The organism is Arthrobacter sp. zg-Y919, assembly GCF_030142045.1.
Taxonomy (GTDB): domain Bacteria; phylum Actinomycetota; class Actinomycetes; order Actinomycetales; family Micrococcaceae; genus Arthrobacter_B.
Genome location: NZ_CP126242.1, coordinates 1,465,773 through 1,490,889, shown reverse-complemented (window position 1 = coordinate 1,490,889; position 25,117 = coordinate 1,465,773). Strand labels below are relative to the sequence as shown.

Below are 25,117 nucleotides of genomic sequence, written 5' to 3'. Positions count from 1 at the left end.
CAGCCCGGAGCTACGAGGTCCGCTGGACGCGCAGGACCCTGCGCCGCAGCCAGAACCGCCTGCCGCCGCCGCTGTAGATGCGGCTGCGGTGGAGTTCCCACTTGCCGTATTCGGCATGCTCAACCAGCCGCCGGCGGGCATCCGGCAGTGATTCATGCGGGTCGACCGAGACCACCAGGTACTCATAATCCCGGGAATTTTCCCGTCGGCGGGAGACTTCCGGTGCAAGAATTTGTTCGCGCATTTCCCTCCAATTTTCCCCAGTTTACCGATAACGTCTAGGGCATGAGCATAGATCCGCGCATCGCGCTCCAGTCCCTTATCACTGCATTCGAGGAGCATCTCGCGGCTGCGGCCGCCCGCCGCGGTGACAAGGATCCAGTGGTCGAAAGCGCGTACCTTGCCATTGCCGATGCCTTTGAAGTCTACGAGGAGGTCCTCTACGACGCCTACGGTGAGGTGACCCCGCTGGAGATCTACGAGGATGACGAGGACGACGCCGACTACGAAGCCGGAGAGGACGTGGACGAAGTCCTGGAAGCGGAACCAGGCCGGGATTCGGGAGACGGGGACCCCCTGGGCCGGTCGGCCAACCGATAGGCTCCGGTCCGCCGGCCTCCGTGCACGGCGGTGGGGCGGGCGTGAATTAGAGTCTTAGGTGTGAATTGGTTTGAAGCGATCTTCCTTGGCCTGATCCAGGGCCTGACAGAATTCCTCCCCATCTCCTCGAGTGCCCACCTACGCATCGTGGGGGAACTGCTGCCCGGAGCGCAGGATCCGGGCGCTGCCTTTACGGCCATCACCCAGCTGGGCACGGAGACCGCCGTCGCGGTGTACTTCTGGAAAGACATTGTCCGGATCATCAAGTCCTGGTTCGGCTCCCTCCTTGGCCGCGTGCCGCGCAGCGACCCGGACGCACGCATGGGCTGGCTCATCATCATCGGCACCATCCCCATCGTGGTCCTGGGCCTGCTGTTCCAGGACCAGATCGAAAGCACGTTCCGCAGCCTGTGGATTGTCGCGACCATGCTGATCGTCTTCGGCATCATCCTCGCGGCAGCGGACGCCCTGGGCCGCCAGCAGCGCACCCTGCACCAGCTCACCTATAAGCACGGCATCCTGTACGGCTTCGCCCAGGCGCTGGCGCTCATTCCCGGCGTTTCCCGGTCCGGCGGCACCATTACCGCGGGCCTGTTTATGGGCTACACCCGTGAAGCGGCCGCACGGTACGCCTTCCTGCTGGCCATTCCCGCGGTCTTCGGCAGCGGCCTGTTCCAGCTGGTCAAGTCGCTGGACGAGCCGATGCCCTACACCGCCCTCCAGACCGGCGCCGCCACCGTGGTTGCCTTCGTTGTGGGCTTCATCATCATCGGTTGGTTCCTGCGGTACGTCTCCACCCGCAGCTACCGCCTCTTCGTCTGGTACCGCATCCTGCTGGGCATCTGCATCTACCTTCTGCTGGGCTTCGGCGTCCTCACCGCCTAGCTGCGCCCGTTAGAGTTGAAGGGTGATTGCCTGGAAATCTTCAGCCCTGCCCTCCCTGCCCGGAACGTCGGACGACGTCCAGCTTTATGACACGTCCGCCCAGGCACGGGTAACCGTCCGGCCCGCCGGGGAAGCAAGCCTTTACGTCTGCGGGATCACCCCGTATGACGCCACGCACATGGGCCATGCCTCCACTTATGTGGCCTTTGACCTGCTGAACCGCCAATGGCGGGACGCGGGGTACACCGTCCGGTACGTCCAGAACGTGACGGACGTGGACGACCCGCTGCTCGAGCGGGCCAATGCCACCGGCGCGGATTGGCGGGAGCTCGCTCGGGAACAGACCCAGCTTTTCCGCGAGGATATGGAAGCCCTGAACGTCCTCGCCCCGGACAACTACGTCGGTGCGGTCGAGGCCGTGGAGTGGATAGTCCCCGTGGTGGAGGACCTGATGGACCGCGGCCTTGCGTACCGCGTGCCCGGCACCGGAACAGAGCCCGACGGCGACCTCTACTTCGACGTCGATGCGGCCTCCCGCCTGGCCGACGGCGACCCCGACGCGTGGTGGCTGGGCCAGGTCTCGCACCTGAGCCGTGAGCAGATGCTGCCGGTGTTTGCCGAGCGCGGGGGCGACCCGGAACGTCCCCGCAAACGCAACGCCCTGGACCCGCTGCTGTGGCGGGTGGCACGCACCGGTGAACCATCATGGGACGGCGGCCGGCTCGGCACGGGACGCCCCGGCTGGCACATTGAGTGCTCGGTCATCGCCCAGCGGTTCCTGCCGCGCCCCTTCACCGTGCAGGGCGGCGGCTCCGACCTGGTTTTCCCGCATCACGAGATGAGTGCCGGGCACGCCTTTGCCTGTGCCGGCACCCCCCTGGCGTCGCATTACGCCCACGCCGGCATGGTGGGGCTCGACGGCGCCAAGATGAGCAAGTCCCTGGGCAACCTGGTCCTGGTCTCCAAGCTGCGGGCCGAGGGAGTGGAACCGGCGGCCATCCGGCTGGTGCTGCTCTCGCACCACTACCGCACCGACTGGTTCTGGACCTCCGACCAGCTGCATCAGGCGGAGGAACGCCTCGTTTCCTGGCGGAAGGCGCTGCAGTACACCAACGACGACGACGCCGCCACACTCCTGCAGCAGATCCGTGCCGCGTTGGCCAATGACCTGAACGCTCCGGCCGCCTTGGCTGCCGTAGACGCATGGGCCGGAGCAGCCGTCCGCAGCGGGACGACGGGGAGCCAGGCCGGTGCCGAACTCGTCTGTGCCTCGCTGAACGCCCTGCTCGGACTCCAGCTCTAAGCGGAATCGAAAACGCCGGCCGCACCCATCGGGTGCGGCCGGCGTTTTGCTGTCCGGTGTCCGGTGTCCGGTTCGCCCCTGGTCAGTCCCGGCGGCGGCGCTTCAGGTAACGCTCGAACTCCCGGGCAATGGACTCGCCGCTGGCTTCAGGAAGCTCGGCGGTGTCCTTGGCCTCTTCGAGCTGGCGCACGTAGGCCGCCACCTCGGGATCCTCCGTAGCCAGTTCATCCACACCACGCTCCCAGGCCTCGGCCTCTTCGGTCAGCAGATGCGTGTCCAGGGGAGCCTGCAGCAGTTCCTCGATGCGGTTCAGCAGCGCGAGCTGCGCCTTGGGCGACGGCGACTGACCCACATAGTGCGGTACCGCAGCCCACAGCGAGATGGAGGGGATATCCGCCAGCCCTGCCATCTCGGACACGACCCCCACGATGCCGATCGGCCCCTCGTACGTGGACGACTCCAGGCTCAGGCTCTCCTGCAGGTCCGGTTCCTCGCAGGACGCCGTCACCGGAATGGGCCGTGAATGCGGAACGTCGGCAAGGAGCGCGCCGGCCAGGACAATGCAGTCCACATCCAGTTCCTTGGCGAGGGCGATGAGTTCCGCGGTGTAGGCCCGCCACTTGTAGGAGGGCTCGACGCCGGTCACGAAGATGACGTCCAGGTTGCTGTCCGGAACTTCGGCCCGGGAAATACGGGTCGTGGGCCACTTGATCCGGTGCCCACCGGAGGCCGTGCGCTTGATGGCCGGCCGGGTGAACTGGAAATCGTAGTATTCGTCGGCGTCGATACTGGCTATTTTTTCGCTGTCCCAGTGCCGGCTCAGGAATTTCAGGGCGTCGGAGGCAGCTTCGCCGGCATCGTTCCACCCTTCAAACGCAGCCAGCATCACGGTGACGCGTTCGGGGGAGGACTCGTCGCCAAAAAAGTCCTGGAGGCCTGTGGCCGGAAATCCTTCGGTATTGCTCACCACTTCACACTAAGCCCGTTCACCCGGCATGTCAGGACCGGGCCGCGGGGCTTCGCGGAGAGCAAAAGAAAGACCGGCTTCCGTGGCCCCTTAGACTTAGGACATGCCTCCAGTTCCCGCAGACGATTCCCTCCCCAGCCCAGCCGGTACAGCACTGCAGGCAGTCTTCTGGGATATGGACGGCACCATCGTAGACACCGAGCCGTACTGGATCGCTGCTGAAAAGGAACTGACCTCCGAATTCGGGGTCGATTGGACTGATGCCCAGGCCGAAGCCATGGTGGGCCAGGCGCTGGAAACCAGTGCCGGCATGCTCCAGCGCGCCGGGGTTCCCCTCGGGTCCCGCGAAATCATCGACCGGCTGATCGGGCAGGTCGCGGAGCAGGTGCGCCGCCAGGTGCCTTGGCGTCCCGGAGCCCGCGAACTGCTGGAGGACCTGCGGGCAGCCGGGATCCCGTGCGCCCTGGTCACCATGTCCGAGCCGGTGCTGGCCGGGGAAATCGTCCGCGCCCTCCCGGCCGGAACGTTCGACGTCGTCGTTACCGGCGACATGGTGAGCAGTGGCAAGCCCGACCCGGAGCCCTATCAGCTTGCCTTCGACACCCTGGCCGCGGCTGTGCCGGGACTGGATAAGGCCTCGGTTGTGGCCATTGAAGATTCCCTGCCCGGCGCCACCTCCGCACAGTCGGCAGGCCTGGTCACCCTCGCGGTTCCGAACTTCATACCCCTGCCCCCGGGCATGTTCCGCCATGTGTGGGACTCGCTGGCGGGCCGTGGAGTGGGCCAGCTGTCCCGGCTGCTTCCCGGTTCCGTCCTGGAGGCGGCCAGGTGAGCAGCACTGGACCCGCCGGCACCGGACGCAGGGAGGGGATCCCGCTCGGCAGCATTGCAGGGGTTCCCGTGTTCCTGGCATATTCATGGTTCCTCATCGCGGCACTGATCGTCGCCGTGTTCGGACCGCAGGTACGCAGTGCCTTCCCGTATCTGGGAGCCGGCGCCTATGCCGTGGCGCTGGGCTATTCGATCCTGCTGCTGCTCTCCGTGCTGGCGCACGAGGCGGCCCACGCCCTCACCGCCCGTGCCTACCACTGGCCGACGTCGAAGATCGTCCTCACGCTGTGGGGCGGGCACACCCAGTTCGGTGACCTGCGCTCCACGCCGGGACGCTCCCTGCTGGTCGCCCTGGCGGGACCTGCCGCCAATTTCCTGCTCGCCGCAGCCGGGTTCGGGATCCTGCAGCTCCTTCCGGACCTAAGCGTGGCAGCCCTGGTGACCCTCGTCTTTGTTTACGCCAACGCCTTGGTGGCTGTCTTCAACGTGCTGCCCGGGCTTCCGCTTGACGGCGGGCGGATCGTGGAAAGCACCGTCTGGAAAATCACCGGTTCACAGGAACGCGGCACCGTTGCCGCCGGCTGGGCCGGCCGCGTCGTCGCGGTCCTGCTCCTGGCGGCCGTCTTTGTGCCCATCTATCTCCGGGACGACGTCCCGTCGCTGAGCCTGGTCCTGCTGGCCGCCCTCCTGTCCAGCTTCCTGTGGATGGGGGCGGGAGCCGCGATCGATAACGCGCGGGTACGGCTGCGGCTGCCGCAGGTCACCGCCGCGGCCCTCATGGCGCCCGCGGTGTCCCTGCCCATCAGTGCGCCCGTCGCCCAGGCACTCCGGCTGGCCCGTGAGCACCCTGCCGCCGTGGTCGTAGCCACCGCTGACACCGGCCAGCCCGAAGCCGTCGTCGACGCCGGGGCGCTGGCTTCCGTTCCGCCCGAGCAGGCCGGGCAGATACCGGTCAGCGCCGTGGCCCGCCCGCTGGCAGCCGGCGCCTACGTCCCCGAAGCCGCCACCGGCCAGGAGCTCGTCCAGTACCTGGCCCAGCTGCAGGGCAGCGAATACGCAGTGATCAACCGGGACGGCAGAGTCACCGGCATGCTCTACCAGGCCGCCGTCGTCGCCGCAGTCACCGGGAAACGGACCCGCGGAGGGCGCTAAGGCCTCCAGTTTTTCAGCCTCACCACGCAGGCCGGCGGAACATCGCCGGCTCCTACAGACCCGCAAGAGAACCAAAGGAAAACCATGAACTCCCATCACCAGGAGCAGCCCACAACTGCTGCACCCCACGGCGCCGAGATCCGCAGGGGACCGCTCCGCCCCGGGGAACGGGTCCAGCTCACGGACGAAAAGGGCCGCCGCAACACCATTACCCTCACCGAGGGCGGCGCTTTCCACACCCACCGCGGCTACCTGCAGCACGACACCGTCATCGGCCTGCCCGAAGGGTCCGTCGTGTCCAATACGGCCGGACACCAATACCAGATCCTGCGCCCGCTCCTCTCTGACTTCGTCCTCTCCATGCCGCGCGGCGCCGCCGTCGTCTACCCCAAGGACGCCGCCCAGATCGTCACCATGGCGGACATCTACCCGGGCGCACGCGTAGTGGAAGCCGGCGTCGGATCCGGAGCCCTGAGCATTTCGCTGCTGCGCGCCGTCGGAGACAACGGCAGCCTGCATTCCTTTGAACGGCGCGAGGAATTCGCCCAGATCGCCCGCGGCAACGTGGAGACCTTCTTCGGCGGACCGCACCCGGCCTGGGACATCACCCTCGGTGATTTCCAGGACGAAGTCGTCAAAACCGAAGAACCGGGCAGCGTGGACCGGGTGGTCCTCGACATGCTGGCACCGTGGGAATGCACCGACGCCGTAGCCACAGTGCTCGCCCCGGGCGGAGTGTGGATCTCCTACGTGGCCACCGTCACGCAGCTCTCCCGCACCGCCGAAGCCATCCGCGCCGACGGCCGCTTCACGGAGCCGGACGGCTGGGAATCCATGGTCCGCGGCTGGCACCTGGAGGGCCTGGCCGTGCGTCCGGACCACCGCATGGTGGCCCACACCGGCTTCCTGCTGACCGCCCGCCGGCTTGCGGAAGGCGCCACCGGCCTCGTCGCCAAGCGCCGTGCCTCCAAAACCAATTTCAGCGAAGAGGACCTGAACGCCTGGACTCCCGCAGCCGTGGGCGAACGCGAGGTTTCCGCCCACAAGCTGCGCCGCGCCGCCAAGGATGCCAGCTCCACCGTGCAGCGCGGAGCCCTTGAAAACGCTGAAAAGTTCCAGCAGGAGACCGACACCCCATAGCGGGAGGTACCGGCGAAACACAAGACGCCGGACCCGCTGTATCTTGCGCAGCCCTGGGTTACTGTCATTGGACAGACCCAGAGCTACGTGAAGGCGGTCCGTATCATGGCTGAACCAGAGAACGTCGGTCCCGGGACAGGGGAATCCCGTCCAGTGTCCACAGCGGCTGCAGCAGGTCCCGAGGCACGCCAGGTGAACATCCTCCGCGACAAACTCCGGAATCTGGACCGGCAGCTGGCGACCCTCACCCACAACAATGCCCGGCTTGTGGCCATGCTGGAGACCGCGAAGGCGGAAATTATCCGGTTGAAGGACGCCCTGGAAAACGAGGGCGCCACACCCTTCAGCTTCGGCACCGTCCTCGGCGTGAACCAGCGCCGGGAGGCGGTGCCCGGCGTCACCACCGTGGCGGCCATGCAGGAAAGCCTGGACATCATCCAGTCCGGCCGCAAGCTCCGGGTGGCCGTCTCGCCCCTCTTGGACCTGGGACAGGTGGTTCCGGGCCAGGAGGTGCTCCTCAACGAGTCCCTCACCGTTATTGCGGCCCTCGGCTTCGAACGTGCCGGCGAGCTGTTCACGGTGAAGGAACTCCTGGAGCCGGACCGGGTGCTGGTGATTGGACGGGCCGACGACGAGCGCGTGGTCCGGCTCAACGGACCCCTGGGGCAGGAGAAGGTCCGCGTAGGCGATGCGCTGACGGTGGACACCCGGATCGGGTACGCCCTGGAGAAGATTCCGCGCAGCGAAGTCGAGAACCTGGTCCTGGAGGAGGTTCCGGACATCTCCTACGCCGACATCGGCGGCCTCGGCCCACAGATCGAGCAGATCCGCGACGCCGTCGAGCTGCCGTTTATGCACCCCGACCTCTACCGCGAACACGGCTTGAAGCCACCCAAGGGCATCCTGCTGTACGGCCCTCCCGGCTGCGGCAAGACCCTGATCGCCAAGGCTGTGGCGCATGCCCTGGCCGCCCGGGTGATGGAGCAGACCGGAACGCTGGGCGCCCGCAGCTACTTCCTGAACATCAAGGGACCGGAACTGCTGGACAAGTATGTGGGGGAGACCGAGCGCCACATCCGGCTGATTTTCGGCCGGGCCCGGGAGAAGGCGTCCGACGGCAGCCCCGTGGTGGTGTTCTTCGACGAAATGGACTCGCTCTTCCGCACCCGCGGCACCGGGGTGTCCTCCGACGTCGAAACCACCATCGTCCCCCAGCTGCTCAGCGAAATAGACGGGGTGGAGAAGCTGGAGAACGTCATTGTCATCGGTGCCTCGAACCGGGAGGACATGATCGATCCGGCCATCCTGCGCCCCGGCCGGCTGGACGTGAAGATCAAGATCCAGCGGCCCGACGCCGAAGGCGCCGCAGAGATCTTTGCCAAGTACCTCACCCCGGACCTGCCGCTGCACCGCGAGGACCTGGCGGAACACGGTTACGATCCGGTGGAAACCGTCAGCGAAATGGTCCGCCGCACCGTCGAAAAGATGTACGCCGAGGACAAGGCCAACGAGTATCTGGAAGTCACCTACGCCAACGGCGACACTGAGATGCTCTACTTCAAGGACTTCAATTCCGGAGCGGTGATCCAGAACGTGGTGGACCGGGCCAAGAAGTACGCCATCAAGGACCTGTTGCAGCTGCACCAGCGCGGGCTGCGCATCGAGCACCTGATGCGTGCCGTGGTGGACGAGTTCCGCGAGCACGAGGACATGCCCAACACCACCAACCCGGATGACTGGGCACGGATCTCGGGGAAGAAGGGCGAGCGGATCACCTACATCCGCACCATTGTCCAGGGCAAGGCGGGCCAGGAACCGGGCCGTACCATCGAAACCGCGGCCAACCCGGGACAGTATCTGTGACCGTGCGCCGTGTGATGGGGACGGAAACCGAGTACGGCGTCCTGGCTCCGTCCCTGCCGTCCGCCAACGCGACCGTCCTCTCCAGCCAGATCGTCAACGCCTATGCGGCCACGCTGCGGACGGGCACGGGCAACCTGTCGGGAACCCGCTGGGACTACACGGACGAGGCGCCGCTGAACGACGCACGCGGGTACGCCGTGCCCCGCGCCGCGGCGGATCCCACCCAGCTCACCGACGAACCCCCGGTGCTGGACGCCGAACAAATCGCCATGGAAGGCGGCGGACCGGCCGCCCTCTACGGGGAGCAGACCGCCGACAACCCGGTGCTGATGAACATGGTCCTGGGCAACGGCGCACGCCTGTATGTGGACCACGCCCATCCCGAGTATTCCTCGCCCGAAGTCACCCGGCCCCGCGACGCGGTGTTGTGGGACAAGGCCGGCGACGCCGTGGTGCTGGCCGCCATGCGGCACATTGCCCGCATGCCCGGCTTCGCCCCGGTGCACCTGTACAAAAACAACACCGACAACAAGGGCGTGTCCTACGGTTCCCACGAGAACTACCTGGTGCCGCGCAGCGTCCCCTTCGGGGCGCTGGTCAGCGGGCTCGTGCCGTTCTTCGTGTCGCGCCAGGTCATCGCCGGATCCGGCCGGGTGGGCATTGGCACCAATAACCAGCGCCAGGGTTTCCAGCTGAGCCAGCGCGCGGACTTCTTCGAAACGGAAGTCGGACTGGAAACCACCATCCGCCGTCCAATCATCAATACCCGGGACGAGCCGCATTCGGTCGCGGAAAAGTACCGCCGGCTGCACGTGATCATCGGGGACGCGAACCTCAGCGAGGTTTCCGCCCTGCTGAAAATCGGCACCACGGCGGCTGTCCTGTCCATGATCGAAGCCGGGACCGCCCCCGCCGTCGAACTCCGCGACCCCGTGGGTGCGCTGCAGGCGATCAGCCACGACCCCACCCTCGAGCAGCTGGTGGAGCTGACGGACGGCCGGATGGTCACCGGCCTGGACCTGCAGGAGATCTACTGCGAAGCGGCAGCGGCACACGCCCGTGCGGGCGGCGGAAGCGACCCGGACACCGAGGACATCCTCACCCGCTGGGCCGCACTGCTGGGGACCCTCAAGCGGGACCCGATGGAGGCTGCCGCCTCCGTCGACTGGGTGGCGAAGCTGAAGCTGATGCAGGCTTACCGTGAGCGTGACGGGCTGGCCTGGTCGGACGCGCGGCTGCACCTGGTGGACCTGCAGTACTCGGATATGCGTCCGGAGAAGGGGCTCTATTACCGCCTTGCGGCCAGGGGACAGATGGAACGCGTGCTCACCGACGAGGAGATTGCCCGGGCCGTCATCCGCCCGCCGGATGACACCCGGGCGTATTTCCGCGGGAACTGCCTCACCCGGTTCCCGAAGGAAGTCATCGGTGCGAGCTGGGATTCCATCATCTTCGAACTTCCCTCCCGGCGGCGGCTCCAGCGGATCCCGACCCGGGAGCCGCTGCGCGGAACCCGGGCGCTGACCGAGGAACTCTTCAATGCATCCGCCGATGCGGAAGATTTTGTCGCCAGACTCCTGACCGGTTCGGATGCCACCGTGGCACCATAGGACTAGGATTCAACCCCCGGGCAAGAAAGGGCTAGGCATCATGGCAACCCAGGACCGCAAAACCACCGGAACGCATCCAGTTGAAGAAGAAGAAACAGAGGCCGTCCCTGCCCCGGCACCCGAGGCGGAAGCATCCACCGAGACTGAGGGCGTAGACGACCTCCTGGACGAAATCGACGGCGTGCTGGAAAGCAACGCCGAAGAATTCGTCCGCGGCTTCATCCAAAAGGGCGGTCAGTAACGGATGGCCCCCCGGGACCCTGCCGCCTCCATCCACCAAGCCCCCTCCGCTTCCTTTACCGACCACCTCACCCGGCACCGCCCCGAACTGCTGCCCTCCTCCCGCTCCCTGGGACCGGCGTCGCAGGGGTCCGCTGCGGAACTGGCCCCGCAGGCCACAACCATCGTCTCCCTGACGTACGCCGGGGGAGTCCTGATGGCTGGGGACCGGCGTGCCACGATGGGCAACATGATTGCCAGCCGGCACATCAAGAAGGTCTTTCCTGCGGACAACTTCTCCGTGCTGGGCATTGCCGGCACGGCGGGGCTGGCCCTGGACATGATCCGGCTGTTCCAGGTGGAACTGGAGCATTACGAAAAAATCGAAGGAACGCCCATGAGCCTGGACGGCAAGTCCAACCGGCTTGCGGCCATGGTGCGTTCCAACCTTCCGCTGGCGCTGCAGGGGCTGGCCGTGGTCCCGCTCTTCGCCGGGTTCGACACCCAGCGGCGTACGGGACGGCTCTTCTCCTACGACGTGACCGGGGGCCGGTATGAGGAGTACGAGCACCACAGTGTGGGCTCGGGCTCGGTCTTCGCCCGCGGCGCCCTGAAGAAACTCTGGCGGCCGAACCTGGATGAGGAGGAAGCGGTGCGGGTGGCAGTGGAATCCCTCTACGACGCGGCCGACGACGACTCAGCCACCGGCGGACCGGACATGGTCCGGCGGCTCTGGCCCGTGGTTTTCGTGGTCAACAGCGCCGGCAACCGGGAGATCCCCGAGCGGGAACTGCAGCAGCTGTCCCATGACCTGATCTCAAGGCGCACCGCCGCCGGACTGGAGGCGTAGCCGTGACCCAGCAGTTCTATGTCTCGCCCGAACAGCTGATGAAGGACCGGGCGGACTTCGCCCGGAAAGGCATTGCCAGGGGACGCTCGGTGGTGGTCCTGACCTGCCGCGAGGGCATCGCCCTGGTGGCGGAAAACCCTTCGCCGTCCCTCCACAAGCTCAGTGAAATCTACGACCGGATAGGTTTCGCCGCCGTCGGCAAATACAACGAATTCGAATCCCTCCGCCAGGCAGGCATCCGCTTCGCCGATGTGCGCGGCTATTCCTATTCGCGTGAAGATGTTTCAGCACGGGGGCTGGCCAGCGTGTACGCGCAGAGCCTCGGATCGGTGTTCACCACCGAGGGAAAGCCCTTCGAAGTCGAACTGGCCGTGGCGGAGGTGGGGGAGGACCCCTACTCGGACCGCCTGTACCGGCTGAACTTCGACGGCTCCATTGCGGATGAAAGCAATTACACCGTGATGGGCGGACAGGCGGAAATCGTCAACGAAGCCCTGAGCCGGACCTGGAGCCAGGACGCCGGTTTCGCCTCCGCCATCAGGACCGCCGTGAACGCCCTCTCCGCCACCCGGTCAGCTGAGGGAACAGGTAACGGCCAGCCGGCGGAACCACTGGGCGCCGGCCTGCTCGAAGTAGCCGTCCTGGACCGGGATCCGTTGTCCACGCGAGGCACCGTACGGGCGTTCCGCAGGATAAACACCGTTGAGCTGGACCGTCTGTTGTCCAGCGCGGAAGGAGACTGATGGACCGCAGGATCTACGGGGTGGAAACAGAATTCGGCATCGCTTATTCCGGACCCGATTCCCGTCCCCTTTCCCCCGAGGAAGTAGCCCGCTATCTCTTCCGCAAGGTGGTCAGCTGGGGCCGCTCCTCCAATGTCTTCCTGACCAACGGCTCCCGTCTCTACCTCGATGTGGGGTCGCATCCGGAGTACGCCACCGCAGAGTGTGACGACCTGGCACAGCTGGTGGCCCACGACCGGGCCGGCGAGCTCATCCTGGACGACCTGGTCGAAGAAGCGGAGGACCGGCTCAAGGCCGAGGGCTTCAACGGCAGCGTCTACCTCTTCAAGAACAACACCGATTCCGCCGGGAACTCCTACGGCAGCCACGAAAACTACCTCATTCCACGCCGCCTCGAGTTCTCCCGGCTGGCCGATGTCCTCATACCGTTCCTGGTGACCCGCCAGCTCCTGGTCGGTGCGGGCAAGGTGCTGAAGACCCAGTCAGGATCCCTGTTCGCGTTTTCCCAGCGGGCGGACCACATCTGGGAGGGTGTTTCCTCGGCCACCACGCGGTCCCGGCCGATCATCAATACCCGGGACGAGCCGCACGCCGACGCCGAGCACTACCGGCGCCTGCACGTGATCGCAGGCGACTCCAACATGTCCGAGACCACCATGCTCCTCAAGGCCGGGTCCGTGGACCTGATGCTGCGGATGATCGAGGCCGGTGTGCTGATGCGGGACCTGCGCCTGGAAAACCCGATCCGCAGCATCCGGGAAACCTCCCACGACCTCTCCGGTCGGCAGCCGTTGAAGCTGGCCAACGGGTCCACCATGACGCCGTTGGACCTGCAGCGGATCTACCTGCAGCGGGTCCAGGACTTCGTGGCTGCGAACGGTGAGCACAACCGGCACGTTGGACGGATCATCGATCTGTGGACACGCACCCTGGACGCCATCGAATCCGGTGACCACACCGGGATCGACACCGAGATCGACTGGGCCATCAAGAAGAAACTGGTGGACCGGGTGGGGGAGCGGCATGGTCTCGACATGGCTTCCCCGCGCCTGGCCCAGGTGGACCTGACCTATCACGACATTTCCCGGCGCCGGGGATTGTTCTATCTGCTGCAGGCGCGCGGGGAAACAGCCCGCGTGGTGGAGGACAGCGATATCAAGGAAGCCGTGGACCAACCGCCGCAGACCACCCGTGCGAAGCTGCGCGGCGACTTCGTCCGGCGCGCCAAGACCGCCAACCGCGATTTCACGGTGGACTGGGTGCACCTCAAGCTCAATGACCGGGCACAGCAGACGGTGCTCTGCAAAGACCCGTTCGCCTCTGTCGACGAGCGCGTCGAGGCCCTTCTTTCCACTCTCTGACGCGCCGCCCGGCCCCATCCCGGCCCCATCCCGGCACAGCCGCCGCACCTCACCTAGGTTTCGTCCAGCCGGACCGGCTAGTGTGGGCCTGTTGCGGCCGCACGCGGCGTCCGGCTGCCCGGCGTAGCGGCGCCTGCGAAAGGCCGCACTGCTCACCGTCCACCACTGAAAGAAGTACTGTGCGTAAAGTACTAGCCATCCTCCTGCCTTTCCTGCTGTTCCTCACCGCCTGCTCCGGCGGCGACGGCGACGCAGCCCCGGTCACCGGCCCGCTCTCCTCCGTGAAGATTGAACGCGGCGATGAGGAGACCTCGGTCCCCACCGTCGAATTCGATGCTCCGCTCAGCGCCGACGAGCCAACCCTGAACCGCATCAACGACGGCGACGGCAAGGAAGTCGCAGCCGATCAGACGGCCATGATCCGCCTCGCTATCGTCAACCCCGAAGACGGTACCGTCGGCCAGGAGACCTACAGTGCCGAAAGCGCCGAAGCCATCGCCGTGGATGAGAGCCTGAAGACCGGCAATTCGCAGATGTATGACGCCCTCCTGGGCGCTCCCGTCGGCTCCGACTTTGCCTACTTCATTCCGGCCAGTGAAGAGAACGGTACGGAAGCCAACTTCGTCGTCTTCACCATCACCGATGCAGTGGACGCCGAACCGGCCCTTTCCCCGGATGAAGCCGCCGCCCGGAACGAGGACGGCACCCTCCTGATGAGCAGCGAGGACGTCGACGCCCTTGAAGCCGAAGGCAAGCTGCCCGAGGTCACCTTCGCCGAAGACGGCACCCCGTCCATCACCATCCCGGAAGGCGCCGAGGAACCGGACCGCCTGATCGTGAAGGTCCTTGAGGAAGGCGACGGACCGGTACTGGAGGCAACCGGCACGGTGAAGGCCGGCTACCTGGGCGTAAGCCTGCGGGACGGCAGCACCTTCGACTCCAGCTACGAGCGCGGCGAGCCGGCCGAGTTCCCGCTGGGCAACGTGATTCCCGGCTGGACCTACGGCCTGGCCGGTCAGAAGGCCGGCTCCAAGGTCCTGCTGGTCCTGCCGTCCGAATTGGCCTACGGTGATCCCGCCGCGGGCAGCAGCCCTTCCGGACCCCTGGTCTTCGTCGTGGACATCCAGGAAGTCAAGTAGCCTTAACATCTGACCCATCCGACACAAGGAGCACCAATGTCATTCGGAAAGCGTGAATACGACCGTCAGAAGCCGGAGATTGATTTCCCGGCCCACGATGCACCCACCGACCTCGTCATCGAGGACCTCGTGGTCGGCGACGGCCAGGAAGTAAAGGCCGGAGACACGGTTTCCACCCACTATGTGGGCGTTGCCTTCTCCACCGGTGAGGAGTTCGACGCGTCCTGGAACCGGGGCGCACCCCTGGACTTCCGGGTCGGCGTGGGCCAGGTCATCCAGGGCTGGGACCAGGGCCTGCTGGGCATGAAGGTAGGCGGCCGCCGCCGGCTGGAAATCCCCTCCTCCATGGCCTACGGCGACCGCGGTGCCGGTTCGGCCGTGGCCCCGGGCGAGTCCCTGATCTTCGTTGTGGACCTGCTCGGCGTCCGCTGATCCGTACTGCCTGAAAGGGGCGGGACTGCTGTCATCAACGACGGCGGTTCCGCCCCTTCGCATGTGACGGCCCGGAAGGAAGGTAGATTAGCTCCCGTGTCCGCCAAGAGAACCGAACGCCTCCTGAACCTGGTCATTGCGCTGCTCTCCACGCGCAGGGGCTTCACCAAGCACGAGTTGTTCGAAGAGATTGAACTGTACGGAGAAGCCGCCACCGCCGATGCCCGGGAGAAGCTCTTCGACCGCGACAAGGCCTTCCTGCGCGAGCAGGGGATCCCGGTGGAGTCCTACAGCGAAGAAACCCTGTTCGAGGACAACACCACCCAGCGCTACCGCATCCGGCAGGACGCCTACCGCCTCCCGGGCGTCCGCTTCACCCCCGAGGAATCCGCAGTCCTGACCCTTGCGGCCCGCATGTGGGACCAGGCCTCGCTCGGCTCCGCGGCAGCCCGTGCACTGCGCAAACTCCATGCCCGGGGAGTACTGCCCGATGACGCCGGCAGCATCCCCCTCCAGCCCAGCATCCGCACCAACGATCCGCACTTCAACGAGATCTGGCGGGCAGCGACCACCCGCACCCCGGTCACCTTCGGCTACCGGCCCCCGGGCTCCGCCGCGCAGTCCGTACGCCGGGTTCAGCCCTGGGGAATGGGCAGCCGTTTCGGCCACTGGTACCTCGTGGGCTACGACCTGGACCGGGCAGCGGAGCGCATCTTCCGGCTTTCCCGCATGGAAGGCCCGGTCCGGCTGCGCACCGGGACCTACACGGTGCCCGCGGACTTCGACATCGACGCTTCCCTCGCCTCCCTGGATGGGCTGTACGCTCCGCAGCCGGCCGCCGTCGAGGTGCGCCACGGTGCCGGGGCCGCCCTGCGGATGCAGGCAGAATCGGTCGAAGCGGCTGCCGGCGGCAGGGACCGGCTGAAGCTGAGCGTCCGTGATCTGGACGCACTGGCCGCGGACACCGCCGCCCTTGGCGCGGCAGCCGTAGCCGTGGAGCCGGCCGACTATGTGGACGCGGTCCGCGCTGCCCTTACCCGCGCCCTCCAGACACAAAGCCTGCCGCTTCCGGATTTCGAACTGGCCGAAGCCGCCGTGCCGGCCCGACGCCCGGCAACGGGCGCCCAGGACCGGCTTACCCGGCTCCTGGACCTGGTGCCCTACGTCCTCGCGAACCAGGGCGCGGACATGAACGAGACCGCCGCTGCCTTCGGTGTCAGCAAGGAACAACTCGCCAAGGACCTGGACCTGTTGTTCGTCAGCGGCCCCCGCCATTACCCCAACGAACTGATGGATGTCAGTTTCGACGACGACCGGATCTACATCGAGAACGCCGACAACCTCTCCGAGCCGGTGCGTTTCGGCATGGACGAGGCCGCGGCGCTGATCGTCGGCCTCGACACGCTGTCGGCGCTGCCGGGCATCGGTTCCTCCGCCGCGGTTGCCAGCACCCTGGAGAAGCTGACGGAAGCCGCGGGGGAGGCGGGCGGCGTCGGAACCGCCGTCGCGGCCCGCCTGGACGACGCCGCCGGCGGCACCGTGCTGGCCGAACTCCAACAGGCCATCACCGGCACCCGCCAGCTCGAGCTGCGCTATCTGGTGCCGCGCCGGGACGAACTCACGCTCCGCACCGTCGACCCGCGCCGCCTCTTCTCGGTGGACGACACCTGGTACCTCGAAGCCTGGTGCCACCGGGCCGAGGCGCCGCGTAATTTCCGCGTCGACCGGATCCACGGAGTACGGGATACCGGCGCGGCGCTGACCCACGCGCCCGAGCCCGGCGCCGCGTTCCCGTCCAGCCTGTTCACGCCCGGTCCGCTGGATCAGCGGGTCACCCTGGTCCTGGAGCCGGCCGCCCTCTGGGTTGCCGAGGCCTACGACGCGGAGCGGCAGGCGCCCCTGGCGGACGGCCGTACGGCCGTGGAACTGCGCACTGCGGATACTGGCTGGATTCCTGCGTTTACCGCCCGGCTGGGCGGGGCCGCCGCGGTTGCGGCACCCGCGGATCTGCGGAAGGCCACCCTGGCCTGGCTGCAGGAGGCGGCCGCAAACTATCCGCCCGCCTAGCCTCCGGTCGGATCGTACAGCCGTCTCCACTATGCTGGGGGTATGCCTTGGTGGTCCTGGATACTGATTTGGTTTGCCCTTGTGGCAGGCGCCGCAGGCTTCTATGCCCTCATCGGCTACCGGTTGTTCCGGCGGTTTCTTGGCATCCTCCGTGAATTCGAAGCTGCTTCCGCGAAGCTGACCTTGAAGGCACCGGACACCGTTCCGTCCACCGTCGTCGACGAGGAACCCGCGGGCATCTTCACTGAACCGGCCCAGGCGCGGAAGGCGTACGACGCCGGCAAGGCCGCCCGCATCGAGGCCAGGCGACGCCGCCGCGTCGAGCGGCGTATAGCCAAGGGCCAGCCGCGGGCATGGCGGGATTTCCCGGAACTCTGACATAGAATATTCTCCAACGAAAGGACACCGCCATGAGGCTTGAAGGCTGGCAAATCATCGTTATTGTCGTACTGGCTCTCCTGCTCTTCGGCGCCCCGAAGCTTCCGGGACTGGCAAGGAGCCTGGGGCAGTCCCTTCGCATCTTCAAGTCCGAAGTGCGCCAGATGAAGGACGACGACAAGGACCCGGCTTCGACCGATCCGATGGAGGGCCGGGTGGTTCCTCCCGGAGCGCATCCGAAGGCCTCCGAGCAGACGTTCTTCCCCGGGCAGACCCCGCCGTCCGGCACTCCGGGCGCATCCCCGGACTCTGCGGGTAACCCGCCAACCAGCCGCTAGCAGCCGTGGCGCTGAGCAAAGGGCGCAAATCCAACCCAGAAGGGCGGATGGCCCTTAAAGAGCATCTGCGGGAATTCCGCAACCGGCTCTTCAAATCCGCCATCGCTGTCCTGTTGGGCACCGTTGGCGGATTCTTCCTGTACCTGCCCGTATTTGAAGCGCTGACCCAGCCACTGCTGGATGCCGGCAACAGCGACGGCCGGTTCACCACCATCAACTTTGAAGGTGTGGCCACCCCGTTCGACCAAATGGTCCAGGTGTCGGTCTTCGTCGGCCTGCTGGTCTCCAGCCCGGTGTGGCTCTACCAGGCGTGGGCGTTCATCACCCCGGGACTGAAGCGCAGGGAACGCCGTGCCGCCCTGGGCTTCCTGGCGGCCGCCGTACCGCTGTTCATCGGCGGCGTGTACCTGGCCTGGCTGATCCTGCCCAACGCGGTCCGCGTCCTCACCGAGTTCACCCCCGAAGGCGGCTCTAACGTCATCACCGCCTCGGTCTACCTGGCGTTTGTGCTGCGGCTGATGCTCGCCTTCGGCATTGCCTTCCTGATTCCGGTCTTCCTGGTGGGACTGAACCTGGCCGGGCTCCTGGCCGGCCGGACCATCATCAAGTACTGGCGTATTACGGTATTCCTCATCTGCCTTTTCGCAGCCATGGCGGCTCCCGGTGCCGACGCCCTGAGCATGTTCTACCTGGCTGCACCGCTCCTGGCGCTGTTCGCCCTGGCGGTGGGCATCTGCCTGATCAATGACCGGCGCCGCGTCCGGAAACAGGCTGCGCGCGAAGCCGCCGTGGAGGCCGACGCCGACAAGGCGACCCCCATCAACAAGCTGTAGGGCCGGCCGGGGGCCGTTCGCCCACCGATGATTGTGGCAATCGGCCGCGGGCACAGCGCATAGGCTGGGTTTATGACTTCTCCTTCGGAGCGGTACCTTGCCGCGAAACAACGTTCCGAACATGCCAGGACCCGGCTGGGTGTCTTCGAGCAGTCGCTGGGCTTCGAGCTGGACGCGTTCCAGTCCGACGCCTGCCGGTCCCTCGAAGCCGGCCGCGGCGTCCTCGTCGCCGCCCCCACGGGAGCCGGCAAGACGGTGGTGGGGGAGTTTGCCGTGTACCTCGCCCTGCAGCAGGGGCTGAAGGCGTTCTACACCACTCCCATCAAGGCACTGAGCAACCAGAAATACACTGAGCTCGCCGCAGCCTACGGCAGCGACCGGGTCGGCCTGCTGACCGGCGACACCAGCATTAATCCGGACGCCGAAGTCGTCGTTATGACCACCGAAGTGCTGCGGAACATGCTGTACTCCAACTCGGACACCCTCATGGACCTTGGCTACGTGGTCATGGATGAGGTGCATTACCTGGCGGACCGGTTCCGCGGGGCAGTGTGGGAGGAAGTCATCATCCACCTTCCTTCCGACGTGCTGGTGGTGTCGCTCAGTGCCACGGTGTCCAACGCGGAGGAATTCGGCGCGTGGCTGGACACTGTCCGCGGCGACACCGACGTGATTGTCTCCGAGCACCGGCCCGTGCCGCTGTGGCAGCACGTCATGGTGGGACGCGAGATCTTTGACCTGTTCGAATCCGATGTGTCCTTCGACGAGGCCGCGGATGAACAGCCGGGCATCAAGGAGCGCTACCGGGTCAACCCCGAGCTGATGGAACTGGCACGCGCCGAGTCCCGTGTTACCCAGCGCAGCCACTGGGGCGGTCCGCGCGGCTCCTCCCGCGGCGGCCGGCGGGATTCCTCCCGCGGCGGGCGCCCCGGCGGCTCCGGACACGGCGGCCCGCCGATCACGCGCATCCAGCGGGCCTCCCGCCCGCAGGTCATCGCGCAGCTGGACCGCAACGGACTGCTGCCCGCCATTACGTTCATCTTTTCCCGGAACGGCTGCGAGGGGGCTGTCCGCCAGTGCGTCGAATCCGGGCTGTGGCTGACGGACGAAGACGAGCGCCGGGAAATCGCCCGCATTGTGGACGAAGCCACCCAGGACATCCCCGAGGAAGACCTCGAGGTGCTGGGCTTCTGGACCTGGCGCGAAGGCCTGGTGCGTGGTTTCGCCGCCCACCACGCCGGCATGCTGCCCACCTTCAAGGAAGTGGTCGAACGCCTCTTCGCCGCCGGATTGGTCCGCGCCGTCTTCGCCACCGAAACCCTGGCCCTGGGCATCAACATGCCGGCCCGTTCGGTCGTGCTGGAGAAGCTGGACAAGTTTAACGGGGAAGCGCATGTGGACATCACCGCGGGCGAATACACCCAGTTGACCGGACGTGCCGGACGCCGGGGGATCGACGTTGAGGGCCACGCCGTCGTGCTGTGGCAGCCCGGCACCGACCCGGCAGCCGTGGCGGGCCTGGCCTCAAGGCGCACCTACCCGCTGAACTCCAGCTTCCGGCCCACCTACAACATGAGCATCAACCTGATTGCCCAGTTCGGCAGGGAGCGCGCCCGGGAGATCCTCGAATCCTCCTTCGCCCAGTTCCAGGCCGACCGGTCCGTCGTTGGCCTGGCCAAGCAGGTGCGTTCCCGAGAGGAATCACTGGCCGGTTACGAAAAGGCCATGACCTGCCACTTGGGGGACTTCAACGAGTACGCGGCACTGCGCCGGCAGCTCTCGGACCTCGAAAACACGGCATCCAAAACGAAGGCCCGGAACCGCCGCAGTTCCGCAGCCGCGTCGCTGGAGAACCTGCGCCCCGGTGACATCGTGTTCCTTCCCGGCGGCCGGAACTCCGGCCACGCCGTCGTGTTGGACGTAGATGCGTCCGCCCGCGAGGTGCGGCCCTCGATCCTGACGGAGGACAAGCAGATCCGGCGCATCAGTGCTGCCGACCTCGACGATGCCCTCGAACCGGTCTCGCACATCCGCATCCCGAAATCCTTCAATGCCCGCTCACCCAAGGACCGTCGGGACCTCGCCTCGTCCCTGCGCAACGCCCTGCACGACCACCGGCCGCCGCGCCCCGCTGCCGCCCGCGCCAGTGCCATGCACACCGCCGGCACGGAGCGGCAGGAGAAGGCCATAGCGGAACTGCGCCGGAAGATGCGTGCCCACCCCTGCCACGGCTGCAGCGAACGGGAAGACCATGCCCGCTGGGCCGAGCGCTGGTGGAAGCTGCGCCGGGAAACCGACAACCTCGTGGGCCAGATCCGGGGCCGCACCAACACCATCGCCAAGACCTTCGACCGGGTCTGCGATGTGCTCACCCGATACGGCTACGTGGCCCCGGACGAGACCGGCATCGACACCGTGACGCCCGCCGGACAGAAGCTGCGGCGGATCTACGGCGAAAAGGACCTGCTCGTGGCCCTGTCGCTGGAACACGGTGCCTTTGCGGAGCTCGACGCCGCCGAGCTGGCCTGCCTGGCCAGCGCACTGGTCTACCAGGCAAAACGTGAAGAGCGCGGCCTGCGGCCGAAGATGCCCAGCGTCTCCCTGGAATCCGCTGTGGACACCGTGATCCGCCAGTGGTCCGAATTGACGGACCTTGAAGAGGCATCCCGGCTGCCCCAGACCACCGAGCCGGAACTCGGCCTGGTCTGGCCCATGTACAAGTGGGTCAAGGGCAAGCACCTGCAGGTGGCCCTGAACGGCACTGAGCTGGCCGCCGGGGACTTTGTCCGCTGGGCCAAGCAGGTTATCGATCTGCTGGACCAGCTGGCCAAGGTCCCGGATCTGCCGGCCGGAATGCGGCGCCGCTTCCTGGACGCCATCGGCCTGGTCCGGCGCGGCGTCGTCGCCTATTCCAACGTCGGCGACTGACCAGCCGCCGCCCACCCCACACGTCCTACAGAAAACAGGTGAGTCCTTGAACGGCAGTCCCCTTCCGAGCGCGCGCACGCTGACGCTCTACCGCAACGGCTCGGTTTACAGCGCCGGAGACCCTTTTGCCACCGCCATGCTGGTCGACGGCGACACGATCGCCTGGGTGGGTTCGGAACAGGCGGCCACGTCCATCCAGGACAGCAGGATGGACGTGGTGGATCTACGGGGCGCCCTCGTTGCCCCGGGTTTCGTGGACTCCCACGTCCACACCACCGAGCTGGGCATGTCCCTGTCTACCCTGGACCTGAGCGGGTGCACCTCCCTGGCCGATCTGCTGGACAAGGTGGCACACCATGCCGCCGGGACCACGGGCCTGATCCTGGGCTCCAACTGGGACGAATCACGCTGGCCGGAACGCCGCGCGCCCACCGCCGCCGAACTGGACGCAGCCTCCGGCAACCGGGCGGTGTACCTGTCCCGGTCGGATGTGCACTGCGCGGCCGTGTCGGGCAGTCTGGCGGCCGAACTGGGCCTGCAGGACTACGACGGCTGGGATGACGGTTTTGTCGTCCGTGCCGCCCATGACGCGGCCCGCACCGTGGCCCGCGACGCCGGCCTGGACCAGCGCGGCGTGTTCCAGCTGGCTGCCCTGAAGCATGCAGCGTCCCGCGGGGTCGTGGCCGTGACGGAAATGGCCGCACCGCATATTGCCCCGCCCGAGGATCTGCGCCGGCTGCTGGGCCTGGACGGAGCGTTGAGCGGGGACCCGCTGCCCCAGATCCTGCCCTACTGGGGCCAGCTGGTGGAGACCGAAGCCGAAGTTGCCGGGCTCGTGGAGTACTTCGAGGGCCGGCTGCTGGGCCTGGCCGGCGACCTGAACATCGACGGGTCCTTGGGCGCCCGGACGGCAGCACTGCGCGAACCGTACGCCGACCGGTCCGACAGCTGCGGCACCATGTACCTCACCCCGGAGCAGGTTGGCCGGCACCTGGAACTGATGACGAAGGCGGGGCTGCAGGGCGGTTTCCACGTGATCGGCGACGCGGGCATGGACACCGCGGTTGCCGGTCTGCGGCTGGCTGCCGATGCCGTGGGGGAGGCGGCCGTCCGGGCAGCCCACCACCGGCTGGAACATGCCGAGCTGACGGATGATGCCGCCATCGCTGAACTGCTGCGTTTCGGCGTCACGGTCAGCCTCCAGCCAGGCTTCGATGCCGCCTGGGGCCACCCCGGCGGGCTGTACGAACAGCGCCTCGGCGACCGGAGCCGGAGCATGAACCGGATGGCTTCGCTGCTGTCCGCCGGCGTACCCGTGGCTTTGGGCTCCGACACCCCTGTACTGCCGCTGGATCCCTGGTCCGGGGTGCGCGCCGCGGTCTCCCATTCCAATCCGAAAGAGCGCGTCTCGGCGCGTGCGGCCTTCATTGGACACACCCGCGCCGGCTGGCGTGCGGCGGGGGAGAGCAATTTCATGCGCGGCCAGCTGGCCGCCGGAGCACCGGCCTCCTTCGCCTTGTGGGAAGTACAGGAACTGATGGTCCAGACGCCCGACGCCAACGTTTCGGCGTGGAGCACGGACCCGCGGGCCGGCACGCCGCTGCTGCCGGCGCTGGACAACGGCGACGAACCGCGGTGCCTGCAGACCGTCCACAACGGCCGCGAGCTTTACCGTGCCGCGGATCTGGCCTGAACGGGAAATTACCTGCGCCCTCCGACGCCGGCCGGCACCGCCTCTGACCTGCACGGACATGGAAACGTCCTAGTCAGGCGGCTTATTGACAGCGGCCGACCAGCACGTAGGCTATGAGCACTGCAGTCGGGACCGGTCTTGGGGGCTGACCCGGCACTGATCTGGACTTCGTCCACATCAGTGCTCCGGGCGCAGCCTTTCCGGCACCGTACTGCCATGGCCTGTTCCCCCGCACCGGGGCGAATGCGCCTCGGGAACCGGGTGACCGGGTCCAGCATCATCACAACCGGGTGGGCTCAACCGTCAGTAGAAAACAGGTCCGGCAGCCTGCCGGAACTGGCCCGAAGACGGCAGGACCCGCCCGGTTGTGCGTGCTGGGACTATAGCGCCCTGACCGGCGGAGCCGCGGACTCCCATATACTGGATAGTCTGCCGGGGGAGGAACCCCGTCCCGGCCGCGAACACCGCGGCGTGCGTCCGCTGAAAGGCTTACCGAGTGCGTGTCCTGACCATCATCCCCACTTACAACGAGATCGAGTCGCTCCCCATAACCCTGAAGCGGCTGCGGAACGCAGTTCCCGATTCGGATGTACTGATCGCGGACGATAACAGCCCGGACGGCACCGGAGCCTACGCCGACGAAATCGCCGCGGCGGACCCCCAGGTCCACGTGCTGCACCGCAAGGGTAAGGAAGGTCTTGGAGCCGCGTACATCGCCGGCTTCCGCTGGGGCCTGGAGCGCGGCTACGACGTCCTTGTGGAAATGGACGCTGACGGCTCCCACCGCCCGGAAGAACTGCCCCGCCTGCTGGAAGCGTCGAAGGCCGGTGCGGACCTGGTGATCGGTTCCCGCTGGGTCTCGGGTGGATCCGTGGTCAACTGGCCGCTCCGCCGCAAGCTGCTGTCCCGGGCCGGAAGTACGTATTCCCGTTTCATGCTGGGCATCCCGGTGCGCGACATCACGGCAGGGTACCGTGCCTTCCGCCGGAACACGCTGGAACAGCTGGATCTCGGCGCCGTCGAATCCGTGGGCTACGGCTTCCAGGTGGACATGACGTTCCGCGTGGCACGGCTCGGCCTGAAGATCACCGAAGTACCGATTACCTTTGTCGAACGCGAGCTTGGCGATTCCAAGATGAGCGGCAACATCGTCGTTGAGGCGATGGCCAACGTCACCCGCTGGGGACTGTCTGCACGGTGGCGGAAACTCACCGGACGGGACTGACACCCAACAGGCTTAAAGCCAAAAAGCGGGGCGGCTGCCAACTGGCAGCCGCCCCGCTTTTACATTTTCCGCACTACTGTCCGCCTGTACCCCTACAGGCGCTGCGGCAGGCTAGGCGCTGGTGCGCTCTCCGCGGCGTTCGCGCAGGATCGTGAGGCGGTCCTGCAGGATCGTCTCGAGTTCCTCGATGCTGCGTCGTTCCAGCAGCATGTCCCAGTGCGTACGCACCGGCTTGTCGTTGCTGGTGTCAGGCTTCTCGCCGTCGACCAGAAGGGCTTCCTTGCCGGTCTTGGAAATCCAGACCGGGGGTACATCCGCTTCGGCAGCGAAAGTTACGAAAACACGCTCGCCGTCCTCACAGCGGTATTCCACCCGCTGGCGGGGAGCCGGCTCAACGCCGGATTCCGTCTCCATGCTCTGTGCGCCGAGGCGCATACCCCGCAGGCTACGATCGCTCATCTGTTCTCCCTCTTCAATCCGCTGGATCCGCTGGCGGATCCCTCTGTTATGCCGGTGCCGTGCCCGGCCTTCCACCCAAGGGGCGGGGGACCGGCCGGAAC

Annotated in this window: 23 protein-coding genes and 1 pseudogene; 21 read left to right on the top strand and 3 right to left on the bottom strand. The window is 66.7% G+C overall.

The window, feature by feature from the left end; all coding sequences use genetic code 11:
- Positions 1-10: 10 nt before the first annotated feature.
- Positions 11-244, bottom strand: coding sequence for a DUF5703 family protein (locus QNO10_RS07085; protein ID WP_229948350.1), 234 nt, complete (start codon positions 242-244; stop codon positions 11-13).
- Positions 245-285: 41 nt separating this feature from the next.
- Here QNO10_RS07085 and QNO10_RS07080 point away from each other — a divergent pair, with 41 nt between their 5' ends.
- Genes QNO10_RS07080 through mshC form a run of 3 tightly spaced genes read left to right on the top strand, consistent with a single transcriptional unit; the run spans position 286 to position 2,788 of the window.
- A complete protein-coding gene (locus QNO10_RS07080; RefSeq protein WP_229948351.1) occupies positions 286-600 on the top strand; it encodes a hypothetical protein in 315 nt (104 codons plus the stop codon).
- Positions 601-660: 60 nt separating this feature from the next.
- Positions 661-1,485, top strand: a complete 825-nt coding sequence (locus tag QNO10_RS07075) for an undecaprenyl-diphosphate phosphatase (protein WP_229948352.1) — start codon at positions 661-663, stop codon at positions 1,483-1,485.
- 22 nt (positions 1,486-1,507) lie between these two features.
- Positions 1,508-2,788, top strand: coding sequence for a cysteine--1-D-myo-inosityl 2-amino-2-deoxy-alpha-D-glucopyranoside ligase (gene mshC / locus QNO10_RS07070; protein WP_229948353.1), 1,281 nt, complete (start codon positions 1,508-1,510; stop codon positions 2,786-2,788).
- 82 nt (positions 2,789-2,870) lie between these two features.
- On the opposite strand, the gene QNO10_RS07065 is transcribed toward mshC, so the two are convergent.
- Entirely contained in the window at positions 2,871-3,755 is an 885-nt protein-coding gene (locus QNO10_RS07065) for a PAC2 family protein (RefSeq protein WP_229948354.1), read from the bottom strand.
- A gap of 103 nt (positions 3,756-3,858) precedes the next feature.
- Here QNO10_RS07065 and QNO10_RS07060 point away from each other — a divergent pair, with 103 nt between their 5' ends.
- The 18 genes and pseudogenes from QNO10_RS07060 to QNO10_RS06975 all read left to right on the top strand — a co-directional run bounded on the left by QNO10_RS07060 (position 3,859) and on the right by QNO10_RS06975 (position 24,557).
- Positions 3,859-4,587 carry an HAD family hydrolase gene (locus QNO10_RS07060; protein ID WP_229948355.1) on the top strand — a complete coding sequence of 243 codons (729 nt, stop codon included), beginning with the start codon at positions 3,859-3,861 and terminating at the stop codon, positions 4,585-4,587.
- Entirely contained in the window at positions 4,584-5,738 is a 1,155-nt protein-coding gene (locus QNO10_RS07055) for a site-2 protease family protein (RefSeq protein ID WP_229948356.1), read from the top strand. The genes QNO10_RS07060 and QNO10_RS07055 overlap by 4 nt, the downstream gene beginning before the upstream one ends.
- A gap of 84 nt (positions 5,739-5,822) precedes the next feature.
- Positions 5,823-6,878 (top strand): tRNA (adenine-N1)-methyltransferase, encoded by a 1,056-nt coding sequence (locus tag QNO10_RS07050; protein WP_229948357.1) that lies wholly within the window; start codon positions 5,823-5,825, stop codon positions 6,876-6,878.
- A gap of 186 nt (positions 6,879-7,064) precedes the next feature.
- Positions 7,065-8,741: pseudogene (gene arc / locus QNO10_RS07045) on the top strand (proteasome ATPase); the annotation flags it as partial.
- Positions 8,742-8,755: 14 nt separating this feature from the next.
- The gene (gene dop / locus QNO10_RS07040; RefSeq protein WP_229948905.1) at positions 8,756-10,351 is read left to right on the top strand and encodes a depupylase/deamidase Dop; all 1,596 of its coding nucleotides are present in this window, start codon (positions 8,756-8,758) and stop codon (positions 10,349-10,351) included.
- A gap of 40 nt (positions 10,352-10,391) precedes the next feature.
- Complete coding sequence (locus QNO10_RS07035) at positions 10,392-10,592, top strand: ubiquitin-like protein Pup (protein ID WP_229948358.1); 201 nt, start codon at positions 10,392-10,394, stop codon at positions 10,590-10,592.
- 3 nt (positions 10,593-10,595) lie between these two features.
- Positions 10,596-11,420 carry a proteasome subunit beta gene (prcB, locus tag QNO10_RS07030; protein WP_229948359.1) on the top strand — a complete coding sequence of 275 codons (825 nt, stop codon included), beginning with the start codon at positions 10,596-10,598 and terminating at the stop codon, positions 11,418-11,420.
- A gap of 2 nt (positions 11,421-11,422) precedes the next feature.
- Positions 11,423-12,163 (top strand): proteasome subunit alpha, encoded by a 741-nt coding sequence (prcA, locus tag QNO10_RS07025; RefSeq protein ID WP_229948360.1) that lies wholly within the window; start codon positions 11,423-11,425, stop codon positions 12,161-12,163.
- Entirely contained in the window at positions 12,163-13,524 is a 1,362-nt protein-coding gene (gene pafA / locus QNO10_RS07020) for a Pup--protein ligase (protein ID WP_229948362.1), read from the top strand. Before prcA ends, pafA begins: the two co-directional genes overlap by 1 nt.
- 179 nt (positions 13,525-13,703) lie before the next feature.
- On the top strand, positions 13,704-14,663 hold the full coding sequence (locus tag QNO10_RS07015) for an FKBP-type peptidyl-prolyl cis-trans isomerase (RefSeq protein WP_229948364.1): 960 nt from the start codon (positions 13,704-13,706) through the stop codon (positions 14,661-14,663).
- Between the two features lie 36 nt (positions 14,664-14,699).
- Positions 14,700-15,095 (top strand): FKBP-type peptidyl-prolyl cis-trans isomerase, encoded by a 396-nt coding sequence (locus QNO10_RS07010; protein ID WP_229948368.1) that lies wholly within the window; start codon positions 14,700-14,702, stop codon positions 15,093-15,095.
- A gap of 96 nt (positions 15,096-15,191) precedes the next feature.
- Positions 15,192-17,162, top strand: coding sequence for a helix-turn-helix transcriptional regulator (locus tag QNO10_RS07005; protein WP_229948370.1), 1,971 nt, complete (start codon positions 15,192-15,194; stop codon positions 17,160-17,162).
- Positions 17,163-17,204: 42 nt separating this feature from the next.
- A complete protein-coding gene (locus QNO10_RS07000; protein ID WP_229948372.1) occupies positions 17,205-17,540 on the top strand; it encodes a hypothetical protein in 336 nt (111 codons plus the stop codon).
- 32 nt (positions 17,541-17,572) lie between these two features.
- Entirely contained in the window at positions 17,573-17,878 is a 306-nt protein-coding gene (gene tatA, locus QNO10_RS06995; protein WP_229948374.1) for a Sec-independent protein translocase subunit TatA, read from the top strand.
- 47 nt (positions 17,879-17,925) lie between these two features.
- Positions 17,926-18,711, top strand: a complete 786-nt coding sequence (tatC, locus tag QNO10_RS06990; protein WP_229948376.1) for a twin-arginine translocase subunit TatC — start codon at positions 17,926-17,928, stop codon at positions 18,709-18,711.
- Between the two features lie 72 nt (positions 18,712-18,783).
- Positions 18,784-21,639, top strand: a complete 2,856-nt coding sequence (locus tag QNO10_RS06985; protein WP_229948379.1) for a DEAD/DEAH box helicase — start codon at positions 18,784-18,786, stop codon at positions 21,637-21,639.
- 46 nt (positions 21,640-21,685) lie between these two features.
- Positions 21,686-23,332 carry an amidohydrolase gene (locus QNO10_RS06980; protein ID WP_229948381.1) on the top strand — a complete coding sequence of 549 codons (1,647 nt, stop codon included), beginning with the start codon at positions 21,686-21,688 and terminating at the stop codon, positions 23,330-23,332.
- Positions 23,333-23,828: 496 nt separating this feature from the next.
- Complete coding sequence (locus tag QNO10_RS06975; protein ID WP_229948383.1) at positions 23,829-24,557, top strand: polyprenol monophosphomannose synthase; 729 nt, start codon at positions 23,829-23,831, stop codon at positions 24,555-24,557.
- A gap of 111 nt (positions 24,558-24,668) precedes the next feature.
- Here QNO10_RS06975 and QNO10_RS06970 read toward each other — a convergent pair whose 3' ends face one another.
- Positions 24,669-25,016, bottom strand: coding sequence for an RNA polymerase-binding protein RbpA (locus QNO10_RS06970; protein WP_227921562.1), 348 nt, complete (start codon positions 25,014-25,016; stop codon positions 24,669-24,671).
- Between the last annotated feature and the right edge of the window lie 101 nt (positions 25,017-25,117).

What these genes read in the sequence shown, in the direction of transcription:
- QNO10_RS07085 (WP_229948350.1), bottom strand. Translation starts at nt 244, where the DNA reads ATGCGCGAACAAATTCTTGCACCGGAAGTCTCCCGCCGACGGGAAAAT.
- QNO10_RS07080 (WP_229948351.1), top strand. Translation starts at nt 286, where the DNA reads ATGAGCATAGATCCGCGCATCGCGCTCCAGTCCCTTATCACTGCATTC.
- QNO10_RS07060 (WP_229948355.1), top strand. Translation starts at nt 3,859, where the DNA reads ATGCCTCCAGTTCCCGCAGACGATTCCCTCCCCAGCCCAGCCGGTACA.
- QNO10_RS07050 (WP_229948357.1), top strand. Translation starts at nt 5,823, where the DNA reads ATGAACTCCCATCACCAGGAGCAGCCCACAACTGCTGCACCCCACGGC.
- dop (WP_229948905.1), top strand. Translation starts at nt 8,756, where the DNA reads ATGGGGACGGAAACCGAGTACGGCGTCCTGGCTCCGTCCCTGCCGTCC.
- QNO10_RS07035 (WP_229948358.1), top strand. Translation starts at nt 10,392, where the DNA reads ATGGCAACCCAGGACCGCAAAACCACCGGAACGCATCCAGTTGAAGAA.
- prcB (WP_229948359.1), top strand. Translation starts at nt 10,596, where the DNA reads ATGGCCCCCCGGGACCCTGCCGCCTCCATCCACCAAGCCCCCTCCGCT.
- pafA (WP_229948362.1), top strand. Translation starts at nt 12,163, where the DNA reads ATGGACCGCAGGATCTACGGGGTGGAAACAGAATTCGGCATCGCTTAT.
- QNO10_RS07010 (WP_229948368.1), top strand. Translation starts at nt 14,700, where the DNA reads ATGTCATTCGGAAAGCGTGAATACGACCGTCAGAAGCCGGAGATTGAT.
- QNO10_RS07000 (WP_229948372.1), top strand. Translation starts at nt 17,205, where the DNA reads ATGCCTTGGTGGTCCTGGATACTGATTTGGTTTGCCCTTGTGGCAGGC.
- tatA (WP_229948374.1), top strand. Translation starts at nt 17,573, where the DNA reads ATGAGGCTTGAAGGCTGGCAAATCATCGTTATTGTCGTACTGGCTCTC.
- tatC (WP_229948376.1), top strand. Translation starts at nt 17,926, where the DNA reads ATGGCCCTTAAAGAGCATCTGCGGGAATTCCGCAACCGGCTCTTCAAA.
- QNO10_RS06985 (WP_229948379.1), top strand. Translation starts at nt 18,784, where the DNA reads ATGACTTCTCCTTCGGAGCGGTACCTTGCCGCGAAACAACGTTCCGAA.
- QNO10_RS06970 (WP_227921562.1), bottom strand. Translation starts at nt 25,016, where the DNA reads ATGAGCGATCGTAGCCTGCGGGGTATGCGCCTCGGCGCACAGAGCATG.